The sequence below is a fragment of the Sporolactobacillus sp. KGMB 08714 genome, assembly GCF_036598985.1.
GTDB lineage: Bacteria > Bacillota > Bacilli > Bacillales > Sporolactobacillaceae > Sporolactobacillus.
On sequence record NZ_JAUUBW010000018.1, the window covers coordinates 33,412 to 56,024 of the forward strand.

Below are 22,613 nucleotides of genomic sequence, written 5' to 3' on the forward strand. Positions count from 1 at the left end.
GAAGGAGTGAAAGATTTGGAAGATCTGCTTGGTTTTTTGATAGGGGCTTATATCGGTCTCATGCTGCTGTTTGGGTCAGTTGGCGTTGATAGTTATTCGATACAGATGAACAAGATTAACGAATTTAGGACAACTGTTAATGAGACCATCCAAAAAGAAGGAGGTTTAACTGACCAGGCGACGGCGACATTACAAACATTGAATAGGGAACGTTATAACGGGATGTTTACGGTAGAGTCTCTCTCTGGGACGGCTCAATTGCCCTATGGCACAGAAGTGGACTACAAGATTATTGGAAAAATCGGTTTGCCGTTTTTTAACCTGCCGCCGACGAATGAGGTTGCTAATGGATCTTCGGTTTCATTAATCCGGGGTTCTTAATAATTGGTTCTTGTATACCCGTTATTTGATGGAAGTTTGTTTGGACGAGTCAGTTTAGGTATTTTCAGGATTTCTAAGTGTCAATCGAAACTCTGCCTGTGTTATTCAAAGAGCACTCATTTTCTTTACATGAGAAAATGGGCGCTTTTTTGTTTGTGATTCTCCTGAAAGGAGGTGAGAACATGGAACAAAACATTGATCGTCTGTTATGGTCAGCTTTCCTGGTAGCCGTCGGCGCGCTCCTGTTCCAGATCATGAAAGTCCAGTTTCCGGCCACTCTGAATAACATCATTAACTACTGGAATTCGCTGATCCCAGGTGCAGTGGGTGATGGGGTAAAAGTAGGCTTCATCCATTTGTTTCTTCATTAATGCAACAGATTGGAAGGGTCTTAAATGTCAAATGGGGGGTCTGTATTAATGTTTGAAGTGTCTTTTAAAGAACTTCAGGACATAGAGACCCGGAGAAAATTTCAATGCCGAAGGAGGGATTTTGTCTCCATGACGTTTGGCTTTGACTCCAAACGTTTGCAAAAACACATGGCTATTGATTTTTATTGTCCGGGTATTAATTCTTTACGGTGTTTTAAGTTAGAAAAATTAGTTATGGACCGAACACAAACAATTTTAGAACTGGCATAAAGCTTCCTAAATCGGGTGCTTTTTTATATGTCAAAAAATCAAGAAAGGACGCTGTCAGAAATGACAAAGGTCAAAGCAATGCTTAAAAAACATCGGAGGTTGGTACGTCTGATGTTACCAACGCTGGCACTGGCAGCAATTCTTGCTGCTGGTTTCCCCAAAGACACTTTCGCATCGAGTCTTTCATCCAGTGTTAACAGTGGCTCAAACTCCGTTATGAGTTTTATTAAGACGATTTTTCCAGGAATTGCAGCGGTCTCATTTGGCATCATTGGCTTAGCTTTCTTTGGCCCACGTAAGTTGAAAGAGTGGGCGAAGGATCACATTTGGTCAACGATTGCCGGTATTGCCTTTATTCTTTTAGCCGTAGCAGGTGTGTCGTTCTTTGTTTCGACGTTTGGAGGCTGAGGCTGATGTTGACGGTCAGAATTGAAACATCGACTGATGCGTCACTCTCTCTCCCGAAAGAGATGACTTTAACGGATTTTGACCAATTCTGTCAGAGCATTGAGTCGGAAACTTTCACCATCTCCCTACTTACCGCATCCGCTGAGTCTTTCTTTAAGACGCAATATTCGACAGGTCTTAATAAGACCGTGATCCCTTACTTAAAGGAACGATTCGATCTTTACTATCGACTGAAAAAATTGAACCGTAAACAATACCATCAGATCCTCGGTTGGTTAAAGGAAGAGGAAATTCGTAAAGACAAATCGAGTAATAAACGAAAAAATCAGACAGTTCATCGATATTTACGTAAAGAAAAAGCAGAGGTCCTTTTAAAGAAGATCGGACGTTTATGGAGGGGGTCCATTAGAGGGATTCATCAAGGTGTCCATGAGATCAAAGGTTGGATGGAGAAACGTCGCGAACGTCCTGTGAAACATGTTTTGCCTGATTCAGATCTGATTAGGGAGGAGGCGAAAACTGCAAAAGCAGAAAGCAAAGAAGAATCCACTCTAGAGGTTCTCGTTAATGAGCTGGAAGAGGGACCAACACCGGTTGAGCCTCCACGTGATTCTGCGCCAACAAGAGATCAGAAAACACATGACGTTCATGAATTTGTACCTGAAATTGAGAGCCTTGTCGGTTCTGCCGTAGACAGCCGGATGAATCATTTTGAAACACGTCTACAGGAAAAAGATCAAGAACTTGCGCGTCAGCAAAAGGCTCACGAAAGGGAAATAAAAAAGAGTCGACGGCAGATAAAAGCACTGGCCAAAGCAGCAGCAGATAGAAACAATCGCTATGAACGCCATTTTTCTTCCCTTCTTTCGACTGGATTAAAATGGCTTATCTTTATTATTTTGGTGTATGTGGTCATACTTCTCGTATTTTGGAAAACAGGCATCCATGCACCAGACTGGTTTTACATTCCGGAGAAAGTCACTTTTCAATTTGTTAGACATTGGGGCTTTTCAAAAAGAATTAAATAAATGAGAAGGTAGGTGGATAAGAAATGGCAACCGATTATGAAAGCTTGATTAACACCTTGCCCCTTAATGAAAGGGAAGGTTCAGTTTCGTTTGAGAAACAAATACAAGATTTTTTTAATGAAATGCCCACCAAGCAAGAACATCTAAAGCAAAAAGAGAAGGAACTTGCAGCGCGTGAAGGCATTGGACATGAAGAAATGATCAACGTAGCAAGTCAACTCGGTAATTTATCCAATGGATTTCCGAAAGTCATCGGGACTTTGAAACCGCTGAAATCCTTTGAGTCTGCGGAATCTCATGAAGCACTCTCTTCACCCTTACAACAAGATGAACAGAAGGTTGAACCTAGTGAACGTTTGGAAAAACTTGCGTTGATGAATACGACCAATGATAATTTTCTCCAGATCTATCGGTATCTCATCAATAGAATTGAAAAAAATGATCGGCAATTTATCACACGTCACGATATGAAACAACTGCTGGATGATCACTTTAAACGAGTAGAGCATCTGCTTGAATGCTATCAGAAGGAGAAGGAAAAGCCAAAAGAGGAGGCTCCAAAGGGTTGGCCTGAGCGTCTTGATGACTATAAAAAAGGTTTGAAAGAAGCTTTAATCCACTTTAAGGATCAAGTGAAGGAAAAACTCCAAGTGATCGCTGAATCTCCTGAACGGCTAAAAAAAGCGCTTCAGAATCGGATGATTGATGGACTTGTGCATGTGAATCGCCAGATTTCCGAACATACGGAGAAAATAGCTGAACGTCTGGCGGCTAAACGCACAGAGTTAAAAGCAACGAAACCCCTTGATGCTCACGATCAGCTCTTGACCGATTACAGGACGGAATACAAAAAATTGCTGTTTAACGACTATGTGGGTAGTACTTACCATTCGATAAACTCGATGGTATTTTCGTCAGTGGAAACGACTGATAAGGCCAACGTGAGCTATCTTAAACTACGACAGCAGGCGATTTTTGAACTCAGCCAAGATATGGTCCGCTTGGATCAAGGTGGTTCTACTGATATGGATGTTCAAAAATTCAACCGCTATCTGGTTAACCGAAACGAACAGGTGAGTCAAGCGCAAAGTTGGGACGAGCGAGCACAGACTGTATTCCTGAAAGAGGATCTGGGGGTTTATTCTTCTGAGACAAAGAAGCAAAAGACTGAAACAGAAGAAACAGAAGAAGAATGCTCATGTTGAAAAGGATTCATCAGTCGATGAAATCAATTTAAAGAAGGTGTAAAAATGTCCACAGTAATTAAAGAAAATCGTTTTTTGAAGCTGGCAGTCGTCCTTATCACGGCTGTCTTAATTTTTATGTCTGGCTTAGGCGTCAGTCATGCCGCGGATCCAACAGCCACTCAGACGGCGACGGTACAAATTAATGGGGGCACTCGAACCGTCAGTTCCGGTAGTGGAGTCACGCTGCCAGCAGTCGGCCTTACCGGTTACGATACGACGACTGCTGTTTCTTTGGGCAATGTGGCTGTGACAGATGCATCCGGTACTGGGGCAGGGTGGCACTTAATGGTGAGCAGTCCGCAGGTGGCGGCAGGATCAAAAACATTACCGGTCGGTTCGGCAACAATTGATCCCGTGCAATCCGTCAGTAAACAAGATCCAACATCTTCAACCGTCCCGTCGATTACCACAAGCAATTCTGCTGCGGTCGATAGCGGTGCAGTGACTCTTCTCAGCTCTCCAGCCGGAAACGGCATGGGCAGTTATACAGCAGCTTTAAAAAATCTGACCGTGAATGTTCCAGCAAACACATACGCCGGGACCTATACGACCAATATCGTTTATGATCTGGCAACTGCACCGTGATTTTATTCGAAAGACACAAACCTTTGTGTCTTTCTGAATTGTAATTTCTCTATTATTGCTTTTTTCATTGAAATTGCGATTCAGAAGGGCATAAGGGCCAAATTGAATAAAATCGAAAGGAGATACGCAAAATTGATCAAAAAGATCTGTCTGTCCTTCGTCCCCTTAATTTTTTGTTTACTTTTCACTGCGTTGCCCACGCACGCGGCAGGACTAGATTTCGACGTTCGACCGGCTTCTGTGACGGCTGACAATCTAGGCTATTTTCGTTTTGCAGCTAAGCCTGGCCACAGTTATCCGTTGGTTATCGCTCTTCATAACTTGTCACAACATCCTTTAACTATTAACGTCACACGAGATAATGCCCTTACGTCAACTCATGGGGGTATTCAGTACACCTTGCAGCGAAAACTACCTTATTCCCAGCTTACGGATAAGAGTCGGGCGATGGTACCCATGCTTGAAGGACCGAATAAAGTAACCCTTGCGTCTGGCCAATCGATGAACATATCCTATACGCTGAGGCTGCCGGATAAACTGACTGAGGGCGTTTTGCTGGGGGGGCTCTCTTTTTGCTCACCGTCTACTGAAACAACGAGCACTGAAAAAACGAAAGGCAAATCTTTGATCATTACTAATCAAGTTGAGCGCGTGATTGGCATTGAGGCAGTTGTTGGGAATTCACCAGCTGCAAACATTTCTTTTCAAAAACCGTCTGTCACGATTACCGCAAGCGGGCCAATTGTATTGCCAACAATAGAGAATGCTTCGGCGACGATTGCGAACATCAATTTTAAGTGGGCAGTTTATACGAATGATCAAAAGCTGTTTTCCGGACAAACTGATAGTTTTAAAATGGCCCCTTGCTCTTCGATAGGTTATTCAATCCCTTGGGGGGCAAAAACTTTTGGCCCTGGCGATTATCGATTAGAGATTACCCGTCAAGTTGCGGGAAAGACAGTTACAGAGAGCTATCCATTTACGGTGATGGATCAAGCAGTTAAGAACTATCAAAGCGAGACACAGACTCGGCCGGTTGCTGCAGATACGATTAACTGGGGGTTATTAATTGGTGGAATTATTATAGGAGCCGTACTGGTTTGGCTGTTCTTATTTTTCATAAATCGGAAAAAAAATAAGACTCAAGATCAGCAAGTCCAAAAGGAGAGGAAAACGAATGTTTAAAAAGCTGATACGGCTCACTGCTGCGCTTATTCTGCTTTTATCGTTTTCTATCACTGCTCTGCCGCAAGTTTCGCGTGCAAACAGCATCTTTAACCTAACGGTCGGGTCAGTTAACGGTTACAACCCAGCAGTGGACGGCAGTTCCTGGTGGGACAGCTCGAATCTGCGGGAATGGCTTAACAGTAATGCCGCTGCTGGAAGTGTTTCGTATACCGGAGCTGCTCCGAGTTATGCGTCGACGGAAGGATTTCTGCATGAGTTTTCGAGTGCCGACCAAAGCGCCATTGCCGTGACGGCTCATCGGGTGAATTATAACCCGGCCTACAATAGCGCGTTTGGCGCGGGCAGCGCGAATACCTGGTGCTCGGGACCGAATGTCAGTAATGCATCATCTCTGACCTTTGCAATTTCCAATTTGCTGTCGAAGGGCAACAGTTATTCGTCTCATATTGTAAATGACAAGGCTTTTTTGCTGAATGTGTGGGACGTGTACCAGTATATTCAGAAGCGGGGCTACGCGCTCGACCGACCGCTGACGAGCCAGGCGACGGCGGTGCGGGGCATGCCGTCCGACGACAAATGGTGGACCGATACGGCCTATGCGCCTCTCGCAAACTGGGACGTGCTGATGACAATGGGGGACGGCTCGGACGCCGCCGAAGACAACCGGCCCAATCAGCCGGAAGGCATTGTTCCGGCCCTGAACTTAAAGCCGACGGCCACGGTGAACGGAGTGGCGGCGAGTAGCCTCGCGCTCGGCCAGACGATCAATTTTGGTCAATATCTCGGCGTACCGATCCAATGGCAGGTCATTAATAAAGATAATGGCTATGCTTTGATTGTGGCGACGAAGGCTGTCGATGAGCTGCCCTATAACCAGGTGGCGTCGTCCGTCTATATCAATTCGAATTATGTCAATTATGCAACCGCCGATGTCGACTATTCTTCGGAGCCCTTTGCGTCGACAACTGGAAATTCGGATACAACGCTGCCGGTATTGACATTGACGAATAGCAGCGTTTTAAGCCAGCGGGAAAACGGAGCGTATGCGCTGACGTTTTCGGCGACGGACGATTCGTCCGGGGTGGACCACACGGTGCTGCCGGATGGGTCGACGACGACGGCTTCATCTTTTTCATATACCGTATCCTCCAATGGCTACTATGTTTTTAAGACGTATGACAAGGCCGGCAATGTCCGCGATCTGACGATTCCGGTTTCTAATATCAATCCGCCGTCAAGCGTGATCGTATCTCAGTCAAATACTGGTTGGACGACGAATCCCGTCACGGTGACAATTACAAGCGATAATCAAGTGGGAGCGAATTATAGCGGGGAACAGAAATCGCGAGATAATGTGTTCTATACATTTCCTAACTATACCAGCTACACCGGTAAACAGGTCAATATCAGCGGATCCGTTAAGTTTAACAGTGCCAAGGTCAGCGGCAATCTGTCGATCGGCTTTATCTATTATGTGATGGCGCAGTCGAATAACGAGTATAACCTGGGGACAGCCTTCGTGCCGATGATCTCAATTCCGCTGTCGACGCTGAAGGCGGACGGAACCTATTCGTTTAATCAGACGGTGTCAATCCCAGCAAGCTATGCCATGAATTTACAGGCCTGGACCAACTTACCGATCACGAATACAGGCGACGCCGACGTGACGTTTAATAATCTGAAGTATTCCCTGGTTGATACGTCAGACTTTCAGATTAAGTCGATTACGTTGCCAAACGGGACGGTGATCAATAATCCGAGCTATACGGATACGCTTACGCAGGCCGGTACCTATTCTTATACTGTTGTTGACGCCCGGGGCCAGACGTACAAGGAGACCGTGATCGTGAAGATTGACAATACAGCACCGTCTCTCTCAGTTTCGGGGAATCCATCTTCAGAAGTCCATACGCCGGTGACGCTTTCGGCGAGCGCTTCGGACAGCCAGTCGGGCGTGCAGGCGATCCAGACGCCGGACGGCATCTGGCATACAAGCAGTTCCGCGTCTTATACGGTTTCGCAAAATGGAACGTACGCGTTCCAGACAAAGGATAATGTTGGCAATGTTTCGACTCAGAACGTGACAGTCAATAATATTGGAAGTCTTCTATGGATCGATCAAACTCCAACGACTAATTTATCAACCTCATCCACCGGCAGTGGAAAAAATCAGTCGATAAATTTCAGTACGGGAGCATTTGGCGTCCAGGATAACCGAGGAAATGGAAACGGATGGCACGTTACGCTACAAGCGACACAGCTCACTGGTAATGGGCACACACTGCCGACAGGATCACTCCAAGTTGGCAAACCAAGCATCGGCGGGAGCGATAGCACGGTTTCCAGTTCCATTAGCAGTTATACAGCCATCGATGCTGGCAGCCCGGTTAGCGTCGCCTCTGCCTCTTCTGGTAACGGTCAGGGAACTTATTCTATCATCAGCCCTTTGCGTGTGTCAGCTCCAGCCAGCGCTTATGCTGGAACTTATCAAGCGACGATCACAGAAGATTTAGTGAGCGCCCCCTAAGCGTATAATGGGTGTCTTTCATTTTATCTGTTCACATAACGTTCTTTAATCAGGAACGGCTGCGGCCGTTCTTTTTTTTACATACGGAAAGGAGGCGAAAAAATGTCTGCAAAGAAGTACACGAAAAAACAAATCAACGAAACCAAGATACTTTTAAGGACCTATTTTGAGGCCCACATGGAGTCACCAGAAGATTGTATTCACGAAATTTTGTTGGCCTATTGCGAAGCCAATAAGATCTATCAGGAACAACTGCCGCTCCTGCATGAGCTCAGTGAAGCTAATCGTAAAATTTTAGCCCTTCAAGCCCAGCAGAGCGGACAAACATTGGAGGCTCAGAATAAACATGAAATGGAAGGACGATAAGGCGGACTATTGGCGGAATAATCGCTGGCAGGCCTATCGTAACCTGCCCTCTTATCTCATTCAGAAGAAGCTGCTTTTGCCTGTGATAATAGGCATTTGGCTAATCATTCTACTTCTTTGTCAGGTGATTGATAGTTCCGTTACCGCTAGTTATCAATCGGTTAGATCTTGGAATGGACATGTGTTTGAAATTCCTTTTTCGGCAAGTTTTTCACAGTCCTTTTCGCATATGACGTTATTTACACAGTATCCATTATTCAGTGCGATCCTAGCGGCTTTTACAGCCGTTTGGGCCGCTATTTTTTATCTCATCCTCCGGCGCTCGTACTACGCAATGGAGGATCGCTTCACAGCTGGGACCAATCGTTTTTCGACCCGGCAGGAGCTGGTTGAGCAATATCCGTTCATGCCGTCTGATATTGATGCTTCGTTTGATGATGTTCCGGGATTGCCGATCGCTCATTTTTCTTATCGTGAAGTGAGAAAGTGGCGACGAAAGAGTCATCTTAAAATTCCAACTGTTCGTATAGAGAATCACTTGCCAGAGCTGGTGGATACTGAACAACTGGAGAGTAAGAGACAGCAGACAGAAAAGGCCCCCAGTTTTTTGGGAAAAACGAGACTTTTCTTCAAGCCACCAACAAAAAAGTTTCTTATCTCCATTGCTCAAGAAGTCACGAATGTCTGCATCATTGGAATCACGCGATCAGGAAAAAAAGTTTTTTCGGTTGCACCGATTCTGGATGCTTTTTCTCGACCGAGAAGTGTGGAAAAAAAGGCAAGTTTCATTATCAGCGATCCCAAGGGAGAACTGATTCAAGAAAACTATTTACTGCTGAAAAAAAGAGGTTATAAAATCCGGATCCTGAATCTGATGCATACTTATGAGTCCAATGCGTTTAACCCTTTTGCAGCACCTATTGAGGATTATGCCAAATATTTGGATGAATCTCTTGATCCGATTCTTCGAAACGAGGCACTGGATCGTGCGATTAAAGCGATTATGAACATTGCTTATACCTTTTACGAAAATCCAGAAGCAAAAGAACCCATGTGGGCCGACAACGCTCAGTTATTCTTTACCGCAGTTGCCATTTTGCTGATTGAACAGTGCATCCGCCGACATCAAACAGACCGGGCTGGGCTTTACTCCCTTGCTATGGTCATGGAATCACTTAGCAGCGACGTGATTGCCAGTGAAAATCATCCCTACTTGATAAAGTACGCGAAAAACGATACGAAAAAACGTCAGGCGTTGTTTAAGAAGTATAAAACGAAAACTTGCCTGGATGTGTTGTTTGGTGAACTTCCGATTAGCCATCCGGCTCGTGCACAGTTTGGTGGTATCAAGATGGCAGCGAAGGCTTCTGCAACACTCGGTGGCATTGCTGCTCACGTTTTTGCTGGATTGAAAACTTATATTCAACCGGGTGTTGCAACATTGATGGCGCGTAACGATTTCAATTTTGAGAAAATGGGTTTTGGTGACCAGCCGGTCGCTACATTTTTAATTATTCCGGATCAAGATAAGACCAATCATAAGCTGGCCACTTTCTTTATTGAACAGAGCTATAAAAAATTAGTTGATCGGGCTTTTGATGCGCCTCATCAAGAATGCAAACGGCCAGTGATTTATCTTTTGGATGAGTTTGGCAACTTGCCTCCGGTGTCGGATATGGATACAAAATTGTCAGCCTGTCTCGGCCGCAACATTCGTTTCTTCATTGTCTTGCAGAGCTTTAGTCAGCTGAATAAGTATCCGCAAGGTACAGAAGATACGATTCTTTCTAACTGTGGGTATACATTTTTAATCAAAACCCCATCGAAGGAGACAACGGAACTCATTAGTACGCGGCTGGGTAAACGTCCGGTACTGGATGTTAACCGTACTGGTAAATGGTTCTCTGTCAATAAGGATGAGACAGAAATGGTCAAGGACGTTGAACTGATGACAGTTAGTGAACTGGAGTCCATGCAATTTGGAGAGAACGTTATTTTACGGATTATGAAAAATGAAGATCTTGAAGGACATCCGATCACGGCTTATCCCATTTTGAATCAGGGGAGAACTCGGATGAGAGGTTACTATGATTACTTGCCAACGGAAACCGCCAGTTGGCAGGAGATCACAGAAGCGCATGAAAGTGAGCACCGTCGGCTACAGTTACAAGATTTGCTTGTGACATTGGATCCTCCCGAGATCAATTCAGCTGAGAAAGTGGAAAAGACAGTTGAGCAGGAACCGATCACTGCGGATCCAGAGAATATTACTTCACCCGAAGCAAAAAGTCAGGCAACTCTTCGAGAACGACGTCGGATGAAAATATTACTGGACGTGATGGGAGCCGACGTCACCACTTTGTCTCCCTGCTGCGATCGCTGGAACACAACCGATAAAGCGCGTCTTATTGAGCTTTTACAGAAAAATACTGTGGAAAAAGGTTTTGCCGGTCAGGTCGCAGATGTGCTTTCACGACCGGAGGCCACTCTGGATGAGCTGTTCCGGTTACTTGTGTCGGTTGATAAGGATGTCATTTTTAATAAAATCACGGAGCTGATAAAAGGCTTTGAGGAGGCGAAAGTTCATGCGTAGGCTCCGGTTTAAAGAAAAAATGTCCTCTTTTTGTTGGAAACCCAATAGGTCATTGATGAAACCTCAATTTTGGCGAGTGCGAACGCTTAGCTGCTTATTTGCAGGGCTAGGCGTTTTATTATGGCCCGCGGCAGCGTTTGCTTTAGACGTTCCGAGTGATAATTCGTCGATTTTAAGTTTCCTGAATAAATTTAGCTTTCTCTTGCATCCAGTCAGTGTCCTTAATTATTTTCTTCGGCAGCTGGGTTGGTTGATCTTAATCGGGATCGGCCAGTTGGTCGATCTTCTGGACGGCTCTTTTCAGTCGGTGCTCAAGACATTGGATTTTTTTCATGCCTCGTCTGTTCAGAAACTTCTTGGAACAATCAAACCTCTTGAGGCAGCGATTTTGGTTGTTGTGTTTGCTGGGCTCGGGCTATTTCTGATCATTGGTGCCCGTATAAAATACGGAGATGCGATCATTCATTTGTTTTTAATGGCCCTAATTATTTTGGCGTTGCCGAGTCTAATGGACGATATGCTATCGATTTCAAAAGCTTTTGCCTCTGACAATGGAATCTCTATGCAGACAGGCACGCAGACCATTTTAAATAATGTGACGGACATTTATACCTTTGCTCAGGATGATTTTCGACATACATCCTTGAAAAAGGAGCTCGACACAAAATCTGTAGATGAGATAGATATCACGGAGATTGCTGATCCCAATACAGTTGAAAGTTTGGCTACGACCAATGGAAAATACATTGAATACAAGATCGGGAGTCAGATCAATAACGATGGCAGCTATCAGACGGTCGCTGTAAAAAAGAATGGAATTTCGAGTTGGCTCAGTTCATTGGAATCGATTTTTGGTGATTATTATTACCGCTATACCTGGCATTTCTGGACGGCGCTTGTGACCCTCCTTGTCGATGGTTTAGTGCTGCTTTTATCGATGCTAAAAATGGCCGGAATCGGCATTGATCTGGCATTTAATCAGATTTTTGCGACGGTACTTTCCTTCTTTGATGTTTTCTCAATGGCCAAGTTTCGACGTGTTATCGAAAACATTTTTGCAGAGATCGCAACGGTGATTTGTATTTGTGCGATGATCTCCCTGTTTTCGGATTATACGGCTTGGCTTAATACCCTCCATATCAATGCGCTGGTGCAGCTGATCGCATTAGCAGCTGCCGGAATTTTTGTGATTAACGGACCTGACCAGTTTGCCCGTGTGTTTGGTGTAGATGCAGGCGTAAGTGCTGGTTGGGGCATGATGGGTGGCTTATTAGGAGTTAAAGCTGCCGGTGGAATGGCTGGAAAGATGATGAAAAAAGGTGCCGGGCTTATGGCCGGTGTCGCCGGTGCGGTTGCTGGTGCTGCAGGTATGGGCAAAAAAACAGGGAATTCGCGGAAAAGTTTGCTCCATGCTAATGACACCGTTAACGGAGCCGGTGCTCAGAAGAAAGGCATTTCTGGGAAGCAAAAGCCGGAACTTGCAGGCGCTGAAGCTGCTGGGCCGCATGTCAGTGGTGATGGAGAGCATTTTCTGCATCCAGGCAAGGACGAAAAGGGACAAGCCATGGATCCTAAAGGACAGAATAATAGTGCAAAGGAAGAAGGGAGCGGCATGGCTGCTGTTCCGGGAGCTTCGGGCGCCCAAGGCACTCAAAAAGGCAATCCAAAAACCGGTGCGTCGGCTCTTCTTCATCCGAAAAAAGGTGCCCCTTCGGCAACTGGGATTCCTGGGGGGACCTCAAAACCTGGCGCATTGAGCCAAGGCGTTAAAAATGACAATCAGCAGCAGAAAAATGAAGCACTTCGGGCCACTCCAGCTGATCTCCTGCATTCGAAAGGCGCTCCGGCCGCCATGCTCGCGCCTGGGACAGCTGGCAAGAATTCGACTTCGCCTCCCGAATCGCCAGTTTCCATACCGCATTCGTCAACTGAGGCTTCATCACCTGCAAGTGGCTTGTCGCAATCTCTTGAAAATAGTCCTGAAGATCGTTCAGCAGCCTTCGATTCGGGAGCTTCAGGCGAGGAAGCTGAGCCACCGATGTCACTAGGTGGTTCAAATGGCGATAACTATCAATCAGATGGTGAGGGTACCAGCCAGCCGTCTTTTGGTTCCTTTCATTTGAATTCTGAACCTCGCCAAGCTCAAACTGCATTCCAACATCCGTTAAGGAAAGCCGTGGTGAACCAGTTTCATAAAACCAATATTCATAAGAGTTATGTGCGTGGAAAGCGGATGGGACGGACTTTACGTCAAGCTTATGATCATAATGATAATCTGAGAGAGTGAGGATAAAATGAATCAAGTTTTTGACATTCCCAAACAAATTCGTACTTCGACGAAGCTCTGGAACATCTTTTCAATCCGGCACTTCGTCGCCTTGTTTGTGCTGATGTTCTTCATCATGTACACCGACTTTATTCCGGTGTCGTTACGCATCCAAACCTACCTTGTGGTAGGTTTTTTTCTTTTCTTCTGGATCACGCCTTCACGAGCGAATCCAAAAAAATTGCTCTATCAATCGTTATACTGCTGCTTGGCGCGCGATCGGACGGTTTATCATCCGGTCAGGTTTAAACGTCAGGTAGATGATTTGAATCTTGAGGATACGGAAATGGAAAGGAAGTGAGTCCCTTTGTTTCTTGACGATACCGTCCGAGTTGAAAAGGAAGAAGCTGGAAAGCTTCGGGAAAAGATTAATCAAAAGAGAAGGCATCAAAGGAAAGAGAAAAAGGTCCGTCGATCTGATGTCCGTAAGGTATCCAGTCTCCATCCATTCCGTGCTGTCCTCCGTCCGGATTGTTTGAAGCAAAAAAAACGTCTGACGGACTATTACGAGATTGGTGGTTTGAACCTGGACAGCCTTCAGGAAGCGGATAAAGTCAGCGCGATTATTGAGTTTTCTTTTTTCCTGCGTAAGTATCATCCAGATCTTAAGTTGATCTTCATGAACTTTCCAGCCAATACGCAGCAACAGATTGAGTTTATCAGTAAAAAGATCCGGGTAACCAACAACACGGATTATTATCCTTTTCAGGAAGAACGTCGGCGTGAATTGAGTGTCATTCAAAAAACGTTGACGCATCAAGAATTTTATGTGCAAATTTTTGCTGAAGATGAAAAAGAACTACATGAGAACCGGAAGCTTCTGCTCTCCTGCTCACGGCAACATTTCAAAATACGAGACATCTCGCTTGAGAAGAAGTTACAGATTCTTTATAAATTGGACAATCTCAATTCGGATTATATTCAGTTCGGTGAGGATGTAGAACATAAGGACTGGGCGGCTGGCATCAATAAAGACGGCTATGACGAAGAGCTGCTCGGCTACATCCAACCGCAAGGTGGGATTGCTTTCTCTGAGCGTTACATGCACAAGGGAGACGGCTACGAAACCTGTCTGCATATTTATGGCTATCCCCGTCGTCCCGGGCCTTTCTGGGCTAATGGGGTGTTTAACCGTAAGGGTGTAGTGACGGTTGTCGACATTCACACGATTGATAAGAATAGACTGTTACCCGCTCTTGACCGTTCCGTAACCGAACAGGAAGCCCGCTATGATGAGGCAACGAAACAAAGCCAGAAATCCGAAGCCCTGTCTGAATTAGAATCTCTGAATCAATTAATCGCGGATATTATCAGTGACGATGAAAGTGCCAAGGAAATAAACACACGCATGTACCTGTCCGCGCCAACGCTTGAGGAACTCGAAGAAAGAGTCAAGGCACTGCAACAGGATTTGAAGCCGTTAGGTTTTAATGCTCAGATTTTTCTCGCTGAGGCCAAGGCTGAGTGGCTGGCCCTGTTTACGGATTACAGTGAGCAAAAAGCCTTGATGCATCGTATGGGTCAGGAAATTAAATCCCTATCGCTTGCTGGCAGTTTTCCGTTTGACTTTACTCAATTATTGGACCCCCGCGGGTTATATATGGGCTTCACACCCACTGAAGGTGTTGTTGTTCTGGATATGACGCATAAGGACACTCAGCGCCTCAGTTATAACTATTCGGGGTTTGGAACAATGGGCAGCGGCAAGTCGACGTTACTGAAAATATTGTCGGAACACACCGTGATCTTAGGCAATAACAATTTTGTTTTTGCGGTCAGTGCCGAGTTTGACCGATTGTGCCAACGGCTGGGTGGCTCGTCCATGAACATGAACGGGTCGGACGGAACGGTCAATCCGTGGCAAGTCTTTGCGACGGTGCTGGATGAAGCCTCCAACGAGATTGATGAACACGGCAGTTTCATGGCCTTTGTGGACGCTCTTAAAATCAATTATCGCTTTCTTTCAGGTGAGAGAGACGCCAAGGAGGAAAAAGAGTTCATCAAACTCTCCACAGCGTTTTACAACTCCCTTCCTCTGGAAATGGATAAAATCACTCAATATCCGGCCGATGCTTATCCGACTTATTCTGATTTTAGAAAATGGCTACAAGAAACCTACTATGAGAATGGCCATCTGAGAAAAGATGTCGATACTTACGAAGCGAAACGGATCGACGGGATTATGCTAACGGTGACTAACATTGTTGAAACCTACCCTCGAATCTTTGATCGCAAAACTTCGTTACCCCCGCTCGATAGCATGAAATTTGGGGTGTTTAACCTGGAAAGCCTGCTTAAGCAGGATAAAAACGTGTTTAATGCTCAGCTGTTTTCAGTTTTTAACATGGTTTGGGATCATGCGATTAAAGTCGGTCATATGCAGAAAAAATTGTATGATCTCGGTCAAATCGATCTCTCGGACGTCGTCTATACCAACATCATTTGGGATGAGTTCCACAACACGGTGAAAAGCGGAAACGTTAATGTCATGGAAGCGATCGACCGTCTGGCACGTGAAGGACGTAAGTATTTTTGCCAGATTGGCCTGTTCAGCCAAAACTTTGATGATGTTCTGCCGCAAAACGTGAATGGCGACATGGAGAAAATTTTGACGGCCATTTTCGGCAATACCACTTATAAGTTCATTATGAAGCAAACACCAGAGGCAACTGAGCGTATTCGACGCGCCTTTCGTTCTCAGCTGAGTGAGCGGGAATTGGATATGATCCCGGGACTGTCTACCGGGGATACCATTCTGAATATTTCAGGGTATGGAAACATTCATTTTCATATCGAATTGCCTGCCGCTGAACAGGCGATCTTCGATGGGGGGGCCTAAGTTATGTTTCGCTTACGGATCCCGCTCATTTGGAAATTGCAGCTGCTGGGTGCAGCTGTTTTTTTGTTCTTCTCAGTCATGCTCGTGACTATTGTTGCGGACAGCGCGGTTTCCGTATTTGGTGGCTATTACAACTATGAACAGTCGGAAACGCCTGCTGGTGGGTCAGTTTCTGGCGCGGTTCTGCGCTTTAAAGATGCAATTGCGACAGAAATGAAAAAACAGGGATTAGATTCATCCTGGCTCCCGGTGCTTCTGGCGCACGTCATGGTTGAGTCCGGAGGCAACGCAGAGAAGACGCCGGACATCTTTCAGGCCAGTGAATATGCCGGGAAGAAGCCGAATAGCTTGACCACTGCAGAAAGCATACATTATGGGGTAGCTTGTATGAAAGACGCCGTGGATACGCTCTCACAAGTTACCGGCCACACGCTGTCCGCACGAAGTGAGAATGATGTCAATCTAACCAGTGACTATTACAATTTTTCTTCGCTTGCCAGTTGGCTGGCGGAAAACGGAATCAAAGACTGGTCTCTGAATGAGCACAATGATTTTTATACTTGGGCACGTTCCCTGGGCGCGGGCGGCGGTGACATCAATTATTACAAAAAAATATTGGAGTATTATGATCCTTCAACGGGTCAATTGCGAGGAGCACTCACTGGAGCATCAGGACAAGCATCAACCGCTGTCAATATTGCACTCGCTCAGTGTGGGAAACCGTATGTGTGGGGCGCAACCGGTCCGGATGCTTTTGACTGCTCGGGACTCGTGATTTATGCCTTTCGCCAGGCCGGTTATCAGATATCAGGGAGGCCGACCTCGCAAGAGATGTTCAAAGGAAACGCTAATTTCCAAAGAATTGATCAAAGTAAGCTCTCTCCTGGCGATTTGATTTTCTTCCAGCTCGGTAGCGGAGGGGCGGACCATGTGGGTATCTATATCGGGAATAATCAGATGGTCAATGCGGAAACAGACAACAATCCTCTTCCTCAACAGATTGAAGTCGTAGATGTCTTTAGTAATCCCTACTGGAGCAGTCACATAGCCGGATTTGGACGTGTTGTGAAATGAAAAAGGGGGGGTAAGAAAAATGCTGATTAACAGAAAACTGATGATCCTGCTACTGATTATTTTACTGGCTTTGCTTACGACAACGGCGTATACATCCGCTGCCTTGTCTTCAGCTAGCGACCAGCTGTCTGACGCTCAGAAAACCTTACAAACAGCAAAGAAGGAGAATTCACAACTACAACGCGAGCTTCGAACTCAGCCCAGTGATCAGGCGGCCAAGCTCACTCAGCCTACTTCAATAGTGAGTCAACCGTCTCTCTCAAGTCGAAATGCTTCTGATTTAATGAAAAGTCGGATACAAAAGGATACGACGCTGGTGAGGGATTTTTTCAACAGTCTCTATACCTACGACGCCAGAAGTTTTAATCAGCGCTATTCAAAAGCCTCACAATATTGCACACCTGATGTTTTAAAGTCACTCGTCGGTGCTGGCGAAGGCGTCGATACTTCAACAACTCATTCAAAGGCCCCGTCCGTTAAGCCCATCAGTGGGGCTTCAGGAACTTCTCAGCCGTCAAAGGATGAAGGAATGACGGCTCAGCAGATTCAATTCTTTCTGAACACCTCATCGACGGATGCGGATACCGGGCTTGTTGAAGTGAACTACAACTGGCAGGAAGATGGCAAAACGACTGCCGGTTCGGTGAGCTGGTATCAAGTAACGATCAGCCAAAAAAACAATAAAATAACTGACGCTTCGATCTTTGTGCCGGACGGGGCGGCCAATTAATGGAGGACTCTTATGAAAAAATCTTTGGCGTTCTGGGCGTTATTCATAGGATTAGGAATGATTTTAGTGGGACTGTTTGATCGACCAATCAGTGAAGTAGTGGCAAGAGGATGAAGGAAGGGAAAGGGGTATGATCAAAAAATCTATTTACTACAAGCCTGAGACTGAGCAACAGATCGAGAATCTTATGAGTTCTGACGAATCATTAAGTCAGTTTTTTGTTCGATTGGTCCATAATGCTGCGCTTTATCAGGAAAGAATGAATCAAATTGATGTGCTGATGTATCAGATCAATATCACAAAGAAGCTGGTCGATGAATGTGTTGGCCAGAATCGCGTGATCATCGACCTATTAAACACCCCTCTTCATAATAGCGACTATTTGAGGGTATTTACGGCAGAGAAAGATCCTTCAGATGTTTTAAAAGAGGCACTAAAAGCCGAGTCAGACCGTAAACGTATCTTCTGGACAAAGAAGCACAGCCATCCGAAACCAGCAGAAAGTGAGAACTCATGAGCAGCTCTCCTGGTATCTTTTATAATGCCCAGTTTATTGTCCCAAGTCATAAAAACGGGAAAGGAAAGCGAACGGTTCATTTCTCAGGATTCCTTGGCTATCAGGGACGCAAAGAGGCGATTGAAAAGATGACGGATGGTCGTTTTGCGCTTTTTATGGATTATCAAGATGATAAAAAAAAGAGCGAGGGTCTTATTGGCATGGACGGCCATTATTTGACACCAGAAGAACGAAAGCTGCGTGTGGCGCGTTATGACCGGGCACAAATCATGGACTCTGTGTTGTGGCAAGATCTCTTTACTTTTGACACAGACTGGCTAAGAAAACATGGATACTACGATCCAGCAACGGAGACTTTCGACGAATCCCGCATCGTCCGCAATATCCTCACAACAATGGAATTAATTATTGATAGAGAAAAGTTGCAAAAACCGCTTTTTACACTTGCTTTTCATTACAATACGCAACATCTTCACTGCCATGTATCAATGGTGGAAGAGAAGCCTTCTCGACCGTGGAAGGACTGCCGTATTGTTGATCCAGAAACAGGTGAAATCCGAATTGAGTATCAACCGATTGGCCGGCGGGAATCCGCTACAGTCCGTGACGCCAAACGTCATTTTGTCAATGAGATGTTAGCTTACACGGATAAGCTGAGTCAGTTGGATGATTGCATTCGGCGAATAATCGTTGCCGATGTCACGCGGAAGAAGGTGCTCTATGATCCAGTATTTGAATCGGCCATCTTGGACGTCTATCAACATCTGCCCCCGCAGCGCAATAACTGGCAATATGGCTATGCCAAGCGCCAACACTTTAAGGAGCCGATGGACCGGCTGATTCGCTTGTATCTTCAAAGCTATCACCTTGATGAATGCAGGGCGTTGAATACCCAGCTGGACGAGATGGATCAGGAATACTATCAGGTTTACCGAAAACATGATGAGATCGGCGAGACGCTCATTCAGGATAATGGATTTGCAACAGGCAGCGCGGGGAGTGACGCGACGATCCCCCTTCCATCCAGCGGCTATCGCGAACATAAAATCGCTGATCTATTCTCTCGAACGGGCAATGCCTTACTTCGGGAGATTCGATCGTTTGATCGTGAGATGCGTAAAAAAGGGGTGAAAGATCCAAAACAATTTTTACCGCAAATCTCACTTCAGTCACTTCATCAATCAGAAGAGAAACATGAAAAAGAGAACGTCAGACGTCCTGAAAATAGGCTTCCGATGCTTGCTCCAAGACAACATCAGCACTTTGATGAGGATGCTGAAGGACAGTTCAAGGCAGATAAGGAGCGGCAAAAGGCGAGGGATCCCGGAGTCAATGGGTACCGGCAGGGCACTCACCAGGAACCAAGCTATTCGGATCAGTTTCGTTCAGTCAGTCAAAGCAAGCCGCGAGAACGTCCTATGCCACGAGCGGCGAGCGCCGGGGAATGGCGTAGAAAAGTAACGACCAACCGACTTCTGGGAGAAATGAATCGTGCATTTAAAAGAGAATATGATCGCTGGCGAGACGAGATGGCCTACGAACAGATGGAGCGGGAGATGGACGCGAAGGCGAAATTTGAACGCTAGTTGAAAAATTAATTCAAGAATTAAATATAGAATTAATGTATGAATTAATTCAATGATTTGATTCAAATATTAATTCAATACACATGAGAAAAAGCAGACGCATAGAGAAGCGTCTGCTTTTTTAACAGGAGGGTTGACGATGTACGGAAAACGTATTTTCACTGAAAAAGAAATTGCGGATGCGAGAGAGATGGACATGGTCGCTTATTTGCAATCAAAAGGCGAGGATTTCGATGTTTCCGGGGCTTACTATCGTAACAAAACGCACGACAGTCTGGTCATTTGTCCCTCAAAAGGCTACTATGTCTGGAATTCAAGGAGCGGAGAGGAACGAGAGAATCGAAGCTGTATTAATCTGGCCAAAGCTTTTTACAACCTTTCATTTATTGAAGCCGTCACGGATATCCTGGAACATCGCGGATATCGAAGAAAAGAGACAGCAGTCCAAGTGCAGGAAAAACAGTCTTTTGACTATGATCGCGATGTACACGAAATGGGACAGACGGCAGAACTCAAAGCATATTTGGTTGGAAATCGGCGTATTAATGCCTGGCTTGTCAGTGAATTGATAGAAAAAGGTTATTTAGCAGAAGACACTCAACGAAATGTTATTTTTAAATGGCATGACCCGATTGAAAAAGAAAAAATTGTGGGAGCTAATCTTGAGGGAACTTGGTTGATTCCACCTGAAAAACGCACATCCCCGGTTCACAAACGGTTTAAAAAAATTCTGACGACCGGCGATTATGGCTATTATTTTGATGTAGGGAAGACGCGTGACATTGACAAGATCTACTTTTTTGAAGCGCCGGTTGATGCGCTTTCTTTTTTGACTTTGAAGATCGATGAGGGCAGTCGTGAGATTCAAAACGCACGGTTCTTTTCGATGAACGGCTTAAAACTCAAGACTCTTTTAAAGAATTACCGACTACTGGAGGAGCGCCTCAATCGGCGAATTGAGGCGCATATTTGTGTTGATAACGATGCAGCGGGTCACCATTTTTTTGAGGATGTACGGGATTATTCATTTGTCCGTTCTGGAAAAGACATGTTGGTGAATGAGATTCCGTATGACCTCGTTCTGCCGAAAAAACTCGCTTCTTTCTACCGCAAAGTTGGAGAACAAGCGGGTATTGATTGGACCTGGCTCGCTGCGATCCGGAAGGTAGAAACGAATTTTGCCCATGAAGGCGGCGCGGGAGAACCCGACATCCATGCGCGACAGAACGTGAAGGAAGCGACGTTGATCTGTGCGGATCTGCTTAGCAAAAACACGGGGAGCAATGGCCAAGTCCAGCTTCGTCAGGTCATTGGCGATTACTTCAAAGCGATAAAAGATAAAACGGAAGTCTTTCAATACGAACCGAAAATTCGTTACTATCACAATGCCTATAACAACAGCTGGGTTCCGGTGGCTGAGACGATTCCGAAAGACTGGAATGATCTCTTAGTTGCTAAAAACATTCAAGAGACCGCTGTTAAAATTGACCCTCAACCTCAGCTGATCGAAGGGGATGCCTATGTCACTAAACAGCATCTAGCTCAGCGTTTGGAAGTCCTTGAGGAAGAGCGGTGAGTGGAACAATGGATGAATTTCAGGATAAGATCGATGCATTTTGGGACCGAATTTTTCATCCATTAGGTCATGCCAAAACGCAACTTTTTTCCGATCGCGGGGGCTGGTTTTTATATTTTATGGCTGTACTGTGTGTGCTCTCTGTTGGGTATCTCAGCTTTAGTATTTTCACTTATACAGGGTCACATTTTGCCGACAGTGGTGTGGGGTCAAGGAGTTTATTAACCCTTGAGAATACGGATCTAACCATTATTTCCGAATCCTTAAACCCAAAAACGCGCTATGCCCAGCTACTGATTTCCGCACAAAGTGATGACACAAGTGGTGTTAAAAAGATAGGAAATATCGTCGCTGTACTTCCTGAACGGACTCAGCTTAAAAGTGATTTGGTGCAAGTAACCGACCAATATTATGTGCTCAAAGTTTATCACGTTCCGATGGATTATCGGCAGCTGGTCATCGATATTGGCGTCTGGAATGAGAATGGAAATGCTTCTATTGGTGATGTGAATCTTTCCAATTTGCTTACTGCTTCCGGTTCCAATTCTTCAAATAATGGGGCAGCTACGCAAGGTAATTTTGAACAGGGGACCTGGAAGGTCTCAGGTGTCCATATGAGTGATAATCGTGCACTCGTTTCACAAAGCTACGAAGCTTATGTCATTATGTATGCTCGATTGGAGCAACAAGACGCACGGACGCTGATTAAAAAGATTGGCAAAATCATTGACGGCGACCAAGCCGATGTTCAAAAAACGCAGCAGCAAATTACTTCCCTTCGAGCCAATGAAAAGTATCAGACACCCGATGAAATTCAGAGTACGGAGAACACAATTACTAATCTTCAATCCAATGTGGAGAACGATCAGTCAAGCATTTCGGATCAGGTCAAACTCCAGCGGGACCTTCAGGACAAGATAAAAAAACTGGAACTTCAGATCCAGGATGCAAACCAGAAACTGCTTGAAAAGGGTATCAAAGTCCCCAACAAATGATGATTA

At 45.4% G+C, this 22,613-nt stretch carries 20 protein-coding genes; all 20 read left to right on the top strand.

Going from position 1 to position 22,613, the window contains the following annotated elements; genetic code table 11:
- Positions 1-15 precede the first annotated feature (15 nt).
- The 20 genes from Q6A92_RS09645 to Q6A92_RS09740 all read left to right on the top strand — a co-directional run bounded on the left by Q6A92_RS09645 (position 16) and on the right by Q6A92_RS09740 (position 22,607).
- A complete protein-coding gene (locus Q6A92_RS09645; protein ID WP_332237950.1) occupies positions 16-381 on the top strand; it encodes a hypothetical protein in 366 nt (121 codons plus the stop codon).
- 182 nt (positions 382-563) lie between these two features.
- The gene (locus Q6A92_RS09650) at positions 564-752 is read left to right on the top strand and encodes a hypothetical protein (protein ID WP_332237951.1); all 189 of its coding nucleotides are present in this window, start codon (positions 564-566) and stop codon (positions 750-752) included.
- Positions 753-800: 48 nt separating this feature from the next.
- A complete protein-coding gene (locus tag Q6A92_RS09655) occupies positions 801-1,022 on the top strand; it encodes a hypothetical protein (RefSeq protein WP_332237952.1) in 222 nt (73 codons plus the stop codon).
- Between the two features lie 27 nt (positions 1,023-1,049).
- Positions 1,050-1,430, top strand: coding sequence for a hypothetical protein (locus tag Q6A92_RS09660; RefSeq protein WP_332237953.1), 381 nt, complete (start codon positions 1,050-1,052; stop codon positions 1,428-1,430).
- A gap of 5 nt (positions 1,431-1,435) precedes the next feature.
- Positions 1,436-2,458 carry a hypothetical protein gene (locus tag Q6A92_RS09665; RefSeq protein WP_332237954.1) on the top strand — a complete coding sequence of 341 codons (1,023 nt, stop codon included), beginning with the start codon at positions 1,436-1,438 and terminating at the stop codon, positions 2,456-2,458.
- Positions 2,459-2,481: 23 nt separating this feature from the next.
- Positions 2,482-3,663, top strand: coding sequence for a hypothetical protein (locus Q6A92_RS09670; RefSeq protein WP_332237955.1), 1,182 nt, complete (start codon positions 2,482-2,484; stop codon positions 3,661-3,663).
- 45 nt (positions 3,664-3,708) lie between these two features.
- Entirely contained in the window at positions 3,709-4,290 is a 582-nt protein-coding gene (locus tag Q6A92_RS09675) for a WxL domain-containing protein (protein WP_332237957.1), read from the top strand.
- 132 nt (positions 4,291-4,422) lie between these two features.
- On the top strand, positions 4,423-5,475 hold the full coding sequence (locus Q6A92_RS09680) for a WxL protein peptidoglycan domain-containing protein (protein WP_332237958.1): 1,053 nt from the start codon (positions 4,423-4,425) through the stop codon (positions 5,473-5,475).
- Entirely contained in the window at positions 5,468-8,005 is a 2,538-nt protein-coding gene (locus Q6A92_RS09685; protein ID WP_332237959.1) for a WxL domain-containing protein, read from the top strand. The genes Q6A92_RS09680 and Q6A92_RS09685 overlap by 8 nt, the downstream gene beginning before the upstream one ends.
- 102 nt (positions 8,006-8,107) lie before the next feature.
- Positions 8,108-8,371, top strand: coding sequence for a hypothetical protein (locus Q6A92_RS09690; protein WP_332237960.1), 264 nt, complete (start codon positions 8,108-8,110; stop codon positions 8,369-8,371).
- Positions 8,352-10,964 carry a VirD4-like conjugal transfer protein, CD1115 family gene (locus Q6A92_RS09695; RefSeq protein WP_332237961.1) on the top strand — a complete coding sequence of 871 codons (2,613 nt, stop codon included), beginning with the start codon at positions 8,352-8,354 and terminating at the stop codon, positions 10,962-10,964. The genes Q6A92_RS09690 and Q6A92_RS09695 overlap by 20 nt, the downstream gene beginning before the upstream one ends.
- Positions 10,957-13,251 carry a pLS20_p028 family conjugation system transmembrane protein gene (locus Q6A92_RS09700; RefSeq protein ID WP_332237963.1) on the top strand — a complete coding sequence of 765 codons (2,295 nt, stop codon included), beginning with the start codon at positions 10,957-10,959 and terminating at the stop codon, positions 13,249-13,251. Before Q6A92_RS09695 ends, Q6A92_RS09700 begins: the two co-directional genes overlap by 8 nt.
- A gap of 7 nt (positions 13,252-13,258) precedes the next feature.
- Positions 13,259-13,591, top strand: coding sequence for a DUF5592 family protein (locus tag Q6A92_RS09705; RefSeq protein ID WP_332237964.1), 333 nt, complete (start codon positions 13,259-13,261; stop codon positions 13,589-13,591).
- 6 nt (positions 13,592-13,597) lie between these two features.
- Positions 13,598-16,129, top strand: coding sequence for a VirB4 family type IV secretion system protein (locus tag Q6A92_RS09710; RefSeq protein WP_332237965.1), 2,532 nt, complete (start codon positions 13,598-13,600; stop codon positions 16,127-16,129).
- Positions 16,130-16,132: 3 nt separating this feature from the next.
- Positions 16,133-17,203 (top strand): C40 family peptidase, encoded by a 1,071-nt coding sequence (locus tag Q6A92_RS09715; RefSeq protein ID WP_332237967.1) that lies wholly within the window; start codon positions 16,133-16,135, stop codon positions 17,201-17,203.
- 19 nt (positions 17,204-17,222) lie between these two features.
- Positions 17,223-17,933 carry a hypothetical protein gene (locus tag Q6A92_RS09720; protein WP_332237969.1) on the top strand — a complete coding sequence of 237 codons (711 nt, stop codon included), beginning with the start codon at positions 17,223-17,225 and terminating at the stop codon, positions 17,931-17,933.
- 130 nt (positions 17,934-18,063) lie between these two features.
- Positions 18,064-18,450, top strand: a complete 387-nt coding sequence (locus tag Q6A92_RS09725; RefSeq protein WP_332237971.1) for a hypothetical protein — start codon at positions 18,064-18,066, stop codon at positions 18,448-18,450.
- Positions 18,447-20,036, top strand: a complete 1,590-nt coding sequence (mobP2, locus tag Q6A92_RS09730) for a MobP2 family relaxase (RefSeq protein ID WP_332237972.1) — start codon at positions 18,447-18,449, stop codon at positions 20,034-20,036. Before Q6A92_RS09725 ends, mobP2 begins: the two co-directional genes overlap by 4 nt.
- 190 nt (positions 20,037-20,226) lie before the next feature.
- Positions 20,227-21,612: a DUF3991 domain-containing protein gene (locus Q6A92_RS09735; RefSeq protein WP_332237973.1), complete on the top strand. Its 1,386-nt coding sequence runs from the start codon at positions 20,227-20,229 to the stop codon at positions 21,610-21,612.
- 8 nt (positions 21,613-21,620) lie between these two features.
- Positions 21,621-22,607, top strand: a complete 987-nt coding sequence (locus Q6A92_RS09740; RefSeq protein ID WP_332237974.1) for a hypothetical protein — start codon at positions 21,621-21,623, stop codon at positions 22,605-22,607.
- Positions 22,608-22,613 lie beyond the last annotated feature (6 nt).

Coding starts and splice junctions, on each gene's coding strand:
- Q6A92_RS09650 (WP_332237951.1), top strand. CDS start 564: ATGGAACAAAACATTGATCGTCTGTTATGGTCAGCTTTCCTGGTAGCC.
- Q6A92_RS09655 (WP_332237952.1), top strand. CDS start 801: ATGTTTGAAGTGTCTTTTAAAGAACTTCAGGACATAGAGACCCGGAGA.
- Q6A92_RS09660 (WP_332237953.1), top strand. CDS start 1,050: ATGTCAAAAAATCAAGAAAGGACGCTGTCAGAAATGACAAAGGTCAAA.
- Q6A92_RS09665 (WP_332237954.1), top strand. CDS start 1,436: ATGTTGACGGTCAGAATTGAAACATCGACTGATGCGTCACTCTCTCTC.
- Q6A92_RS09670 (WP_332237955.1), top strand. CDS start 2,482: ATGGCAACCGATTATGAAAGCTTGATTAACACCTTGCCCCTTAATGAA.
- Q6A92_RS09675 (WP_332237957.1), top strand. CDS start 3,709: ATGTCCACAGTAATTAAAGAAAATCGTTTTTTGAAGCTGGCAGTCGTC.
- Q6A92_RS09685 (WP_332237959.1), top strand. CDS start 5,468: ATGTTTAAAAAGCTGATACGGCTCACTGCTGCGCTTATTCTGCTTTTA.
- Q6A92_RS09690 (WP_332237960.1), top strand. CDS start 8,108: ATGTCTGCAAAGAAGTACACGAAAAAACAAATCAACGAAACCAAGATA.
- Q6A92_RS09695 (WP_332237961.1), top strand. CDS start 8,352: ATGAAATGGAAGGACGATAAGGCGGACTATTGGCGGAATAATCGCTGG.
- Q6A92_RS09700 (WP_332237963.1), top strand. CDS start 10,957: ATGCGTAGGCTCCGGTTTAAAGAAAAAATGTCCTCTTTTTGTTGGAAA.
- Q6A92_RS09705 (WP_332237964.1), top strand. CDS start 13,259: ATGAATCAAGTTTTTGACATTCCCAAACAAATTCGTACTTCGACGAAG.
- Q6A92_RS09715 (WP_332237967.1), top strand. CDS start 16,133: ATGTTTCGCTTACGGATCCCGCTCATTTGGAAATTGCAGCTGCTGGGT.
- Q6A92_RS09720 (WP_332237969.1), top strand. CDS start 17,223: ATGCTGATTAACAGAAAACTGATGATCCTGCTACTGATTATTTTACTG.
- Q6A92_RS09725 (WP_332237971.1), top strand. CDS start 18,064: ATGATCAAAAAATCTATTTACTACAAGCCTGAGACTGAGCAACAGATC.
- mobP2 (WP_332237972.1), top strand. CDS start 18,447: ATGAGCAGCTCTCCTGGTATCTTTTATAATGCCCAGTTTATTGTCCCA.
- Q6A92_RS09735 (WP_332237973.1), top strand. CDS start 20,227: ATGGACATGGTCGCTTATTTGCAATCAAAAGGCGAGGATTTCGATGTT.
- Q6A92_RS09740 (WP_332237974.1), top strand. CDS start 21,621: ATGGATGAATTTCAGGATAAGATCGATGCATTTTGGGACCGAATTTTT.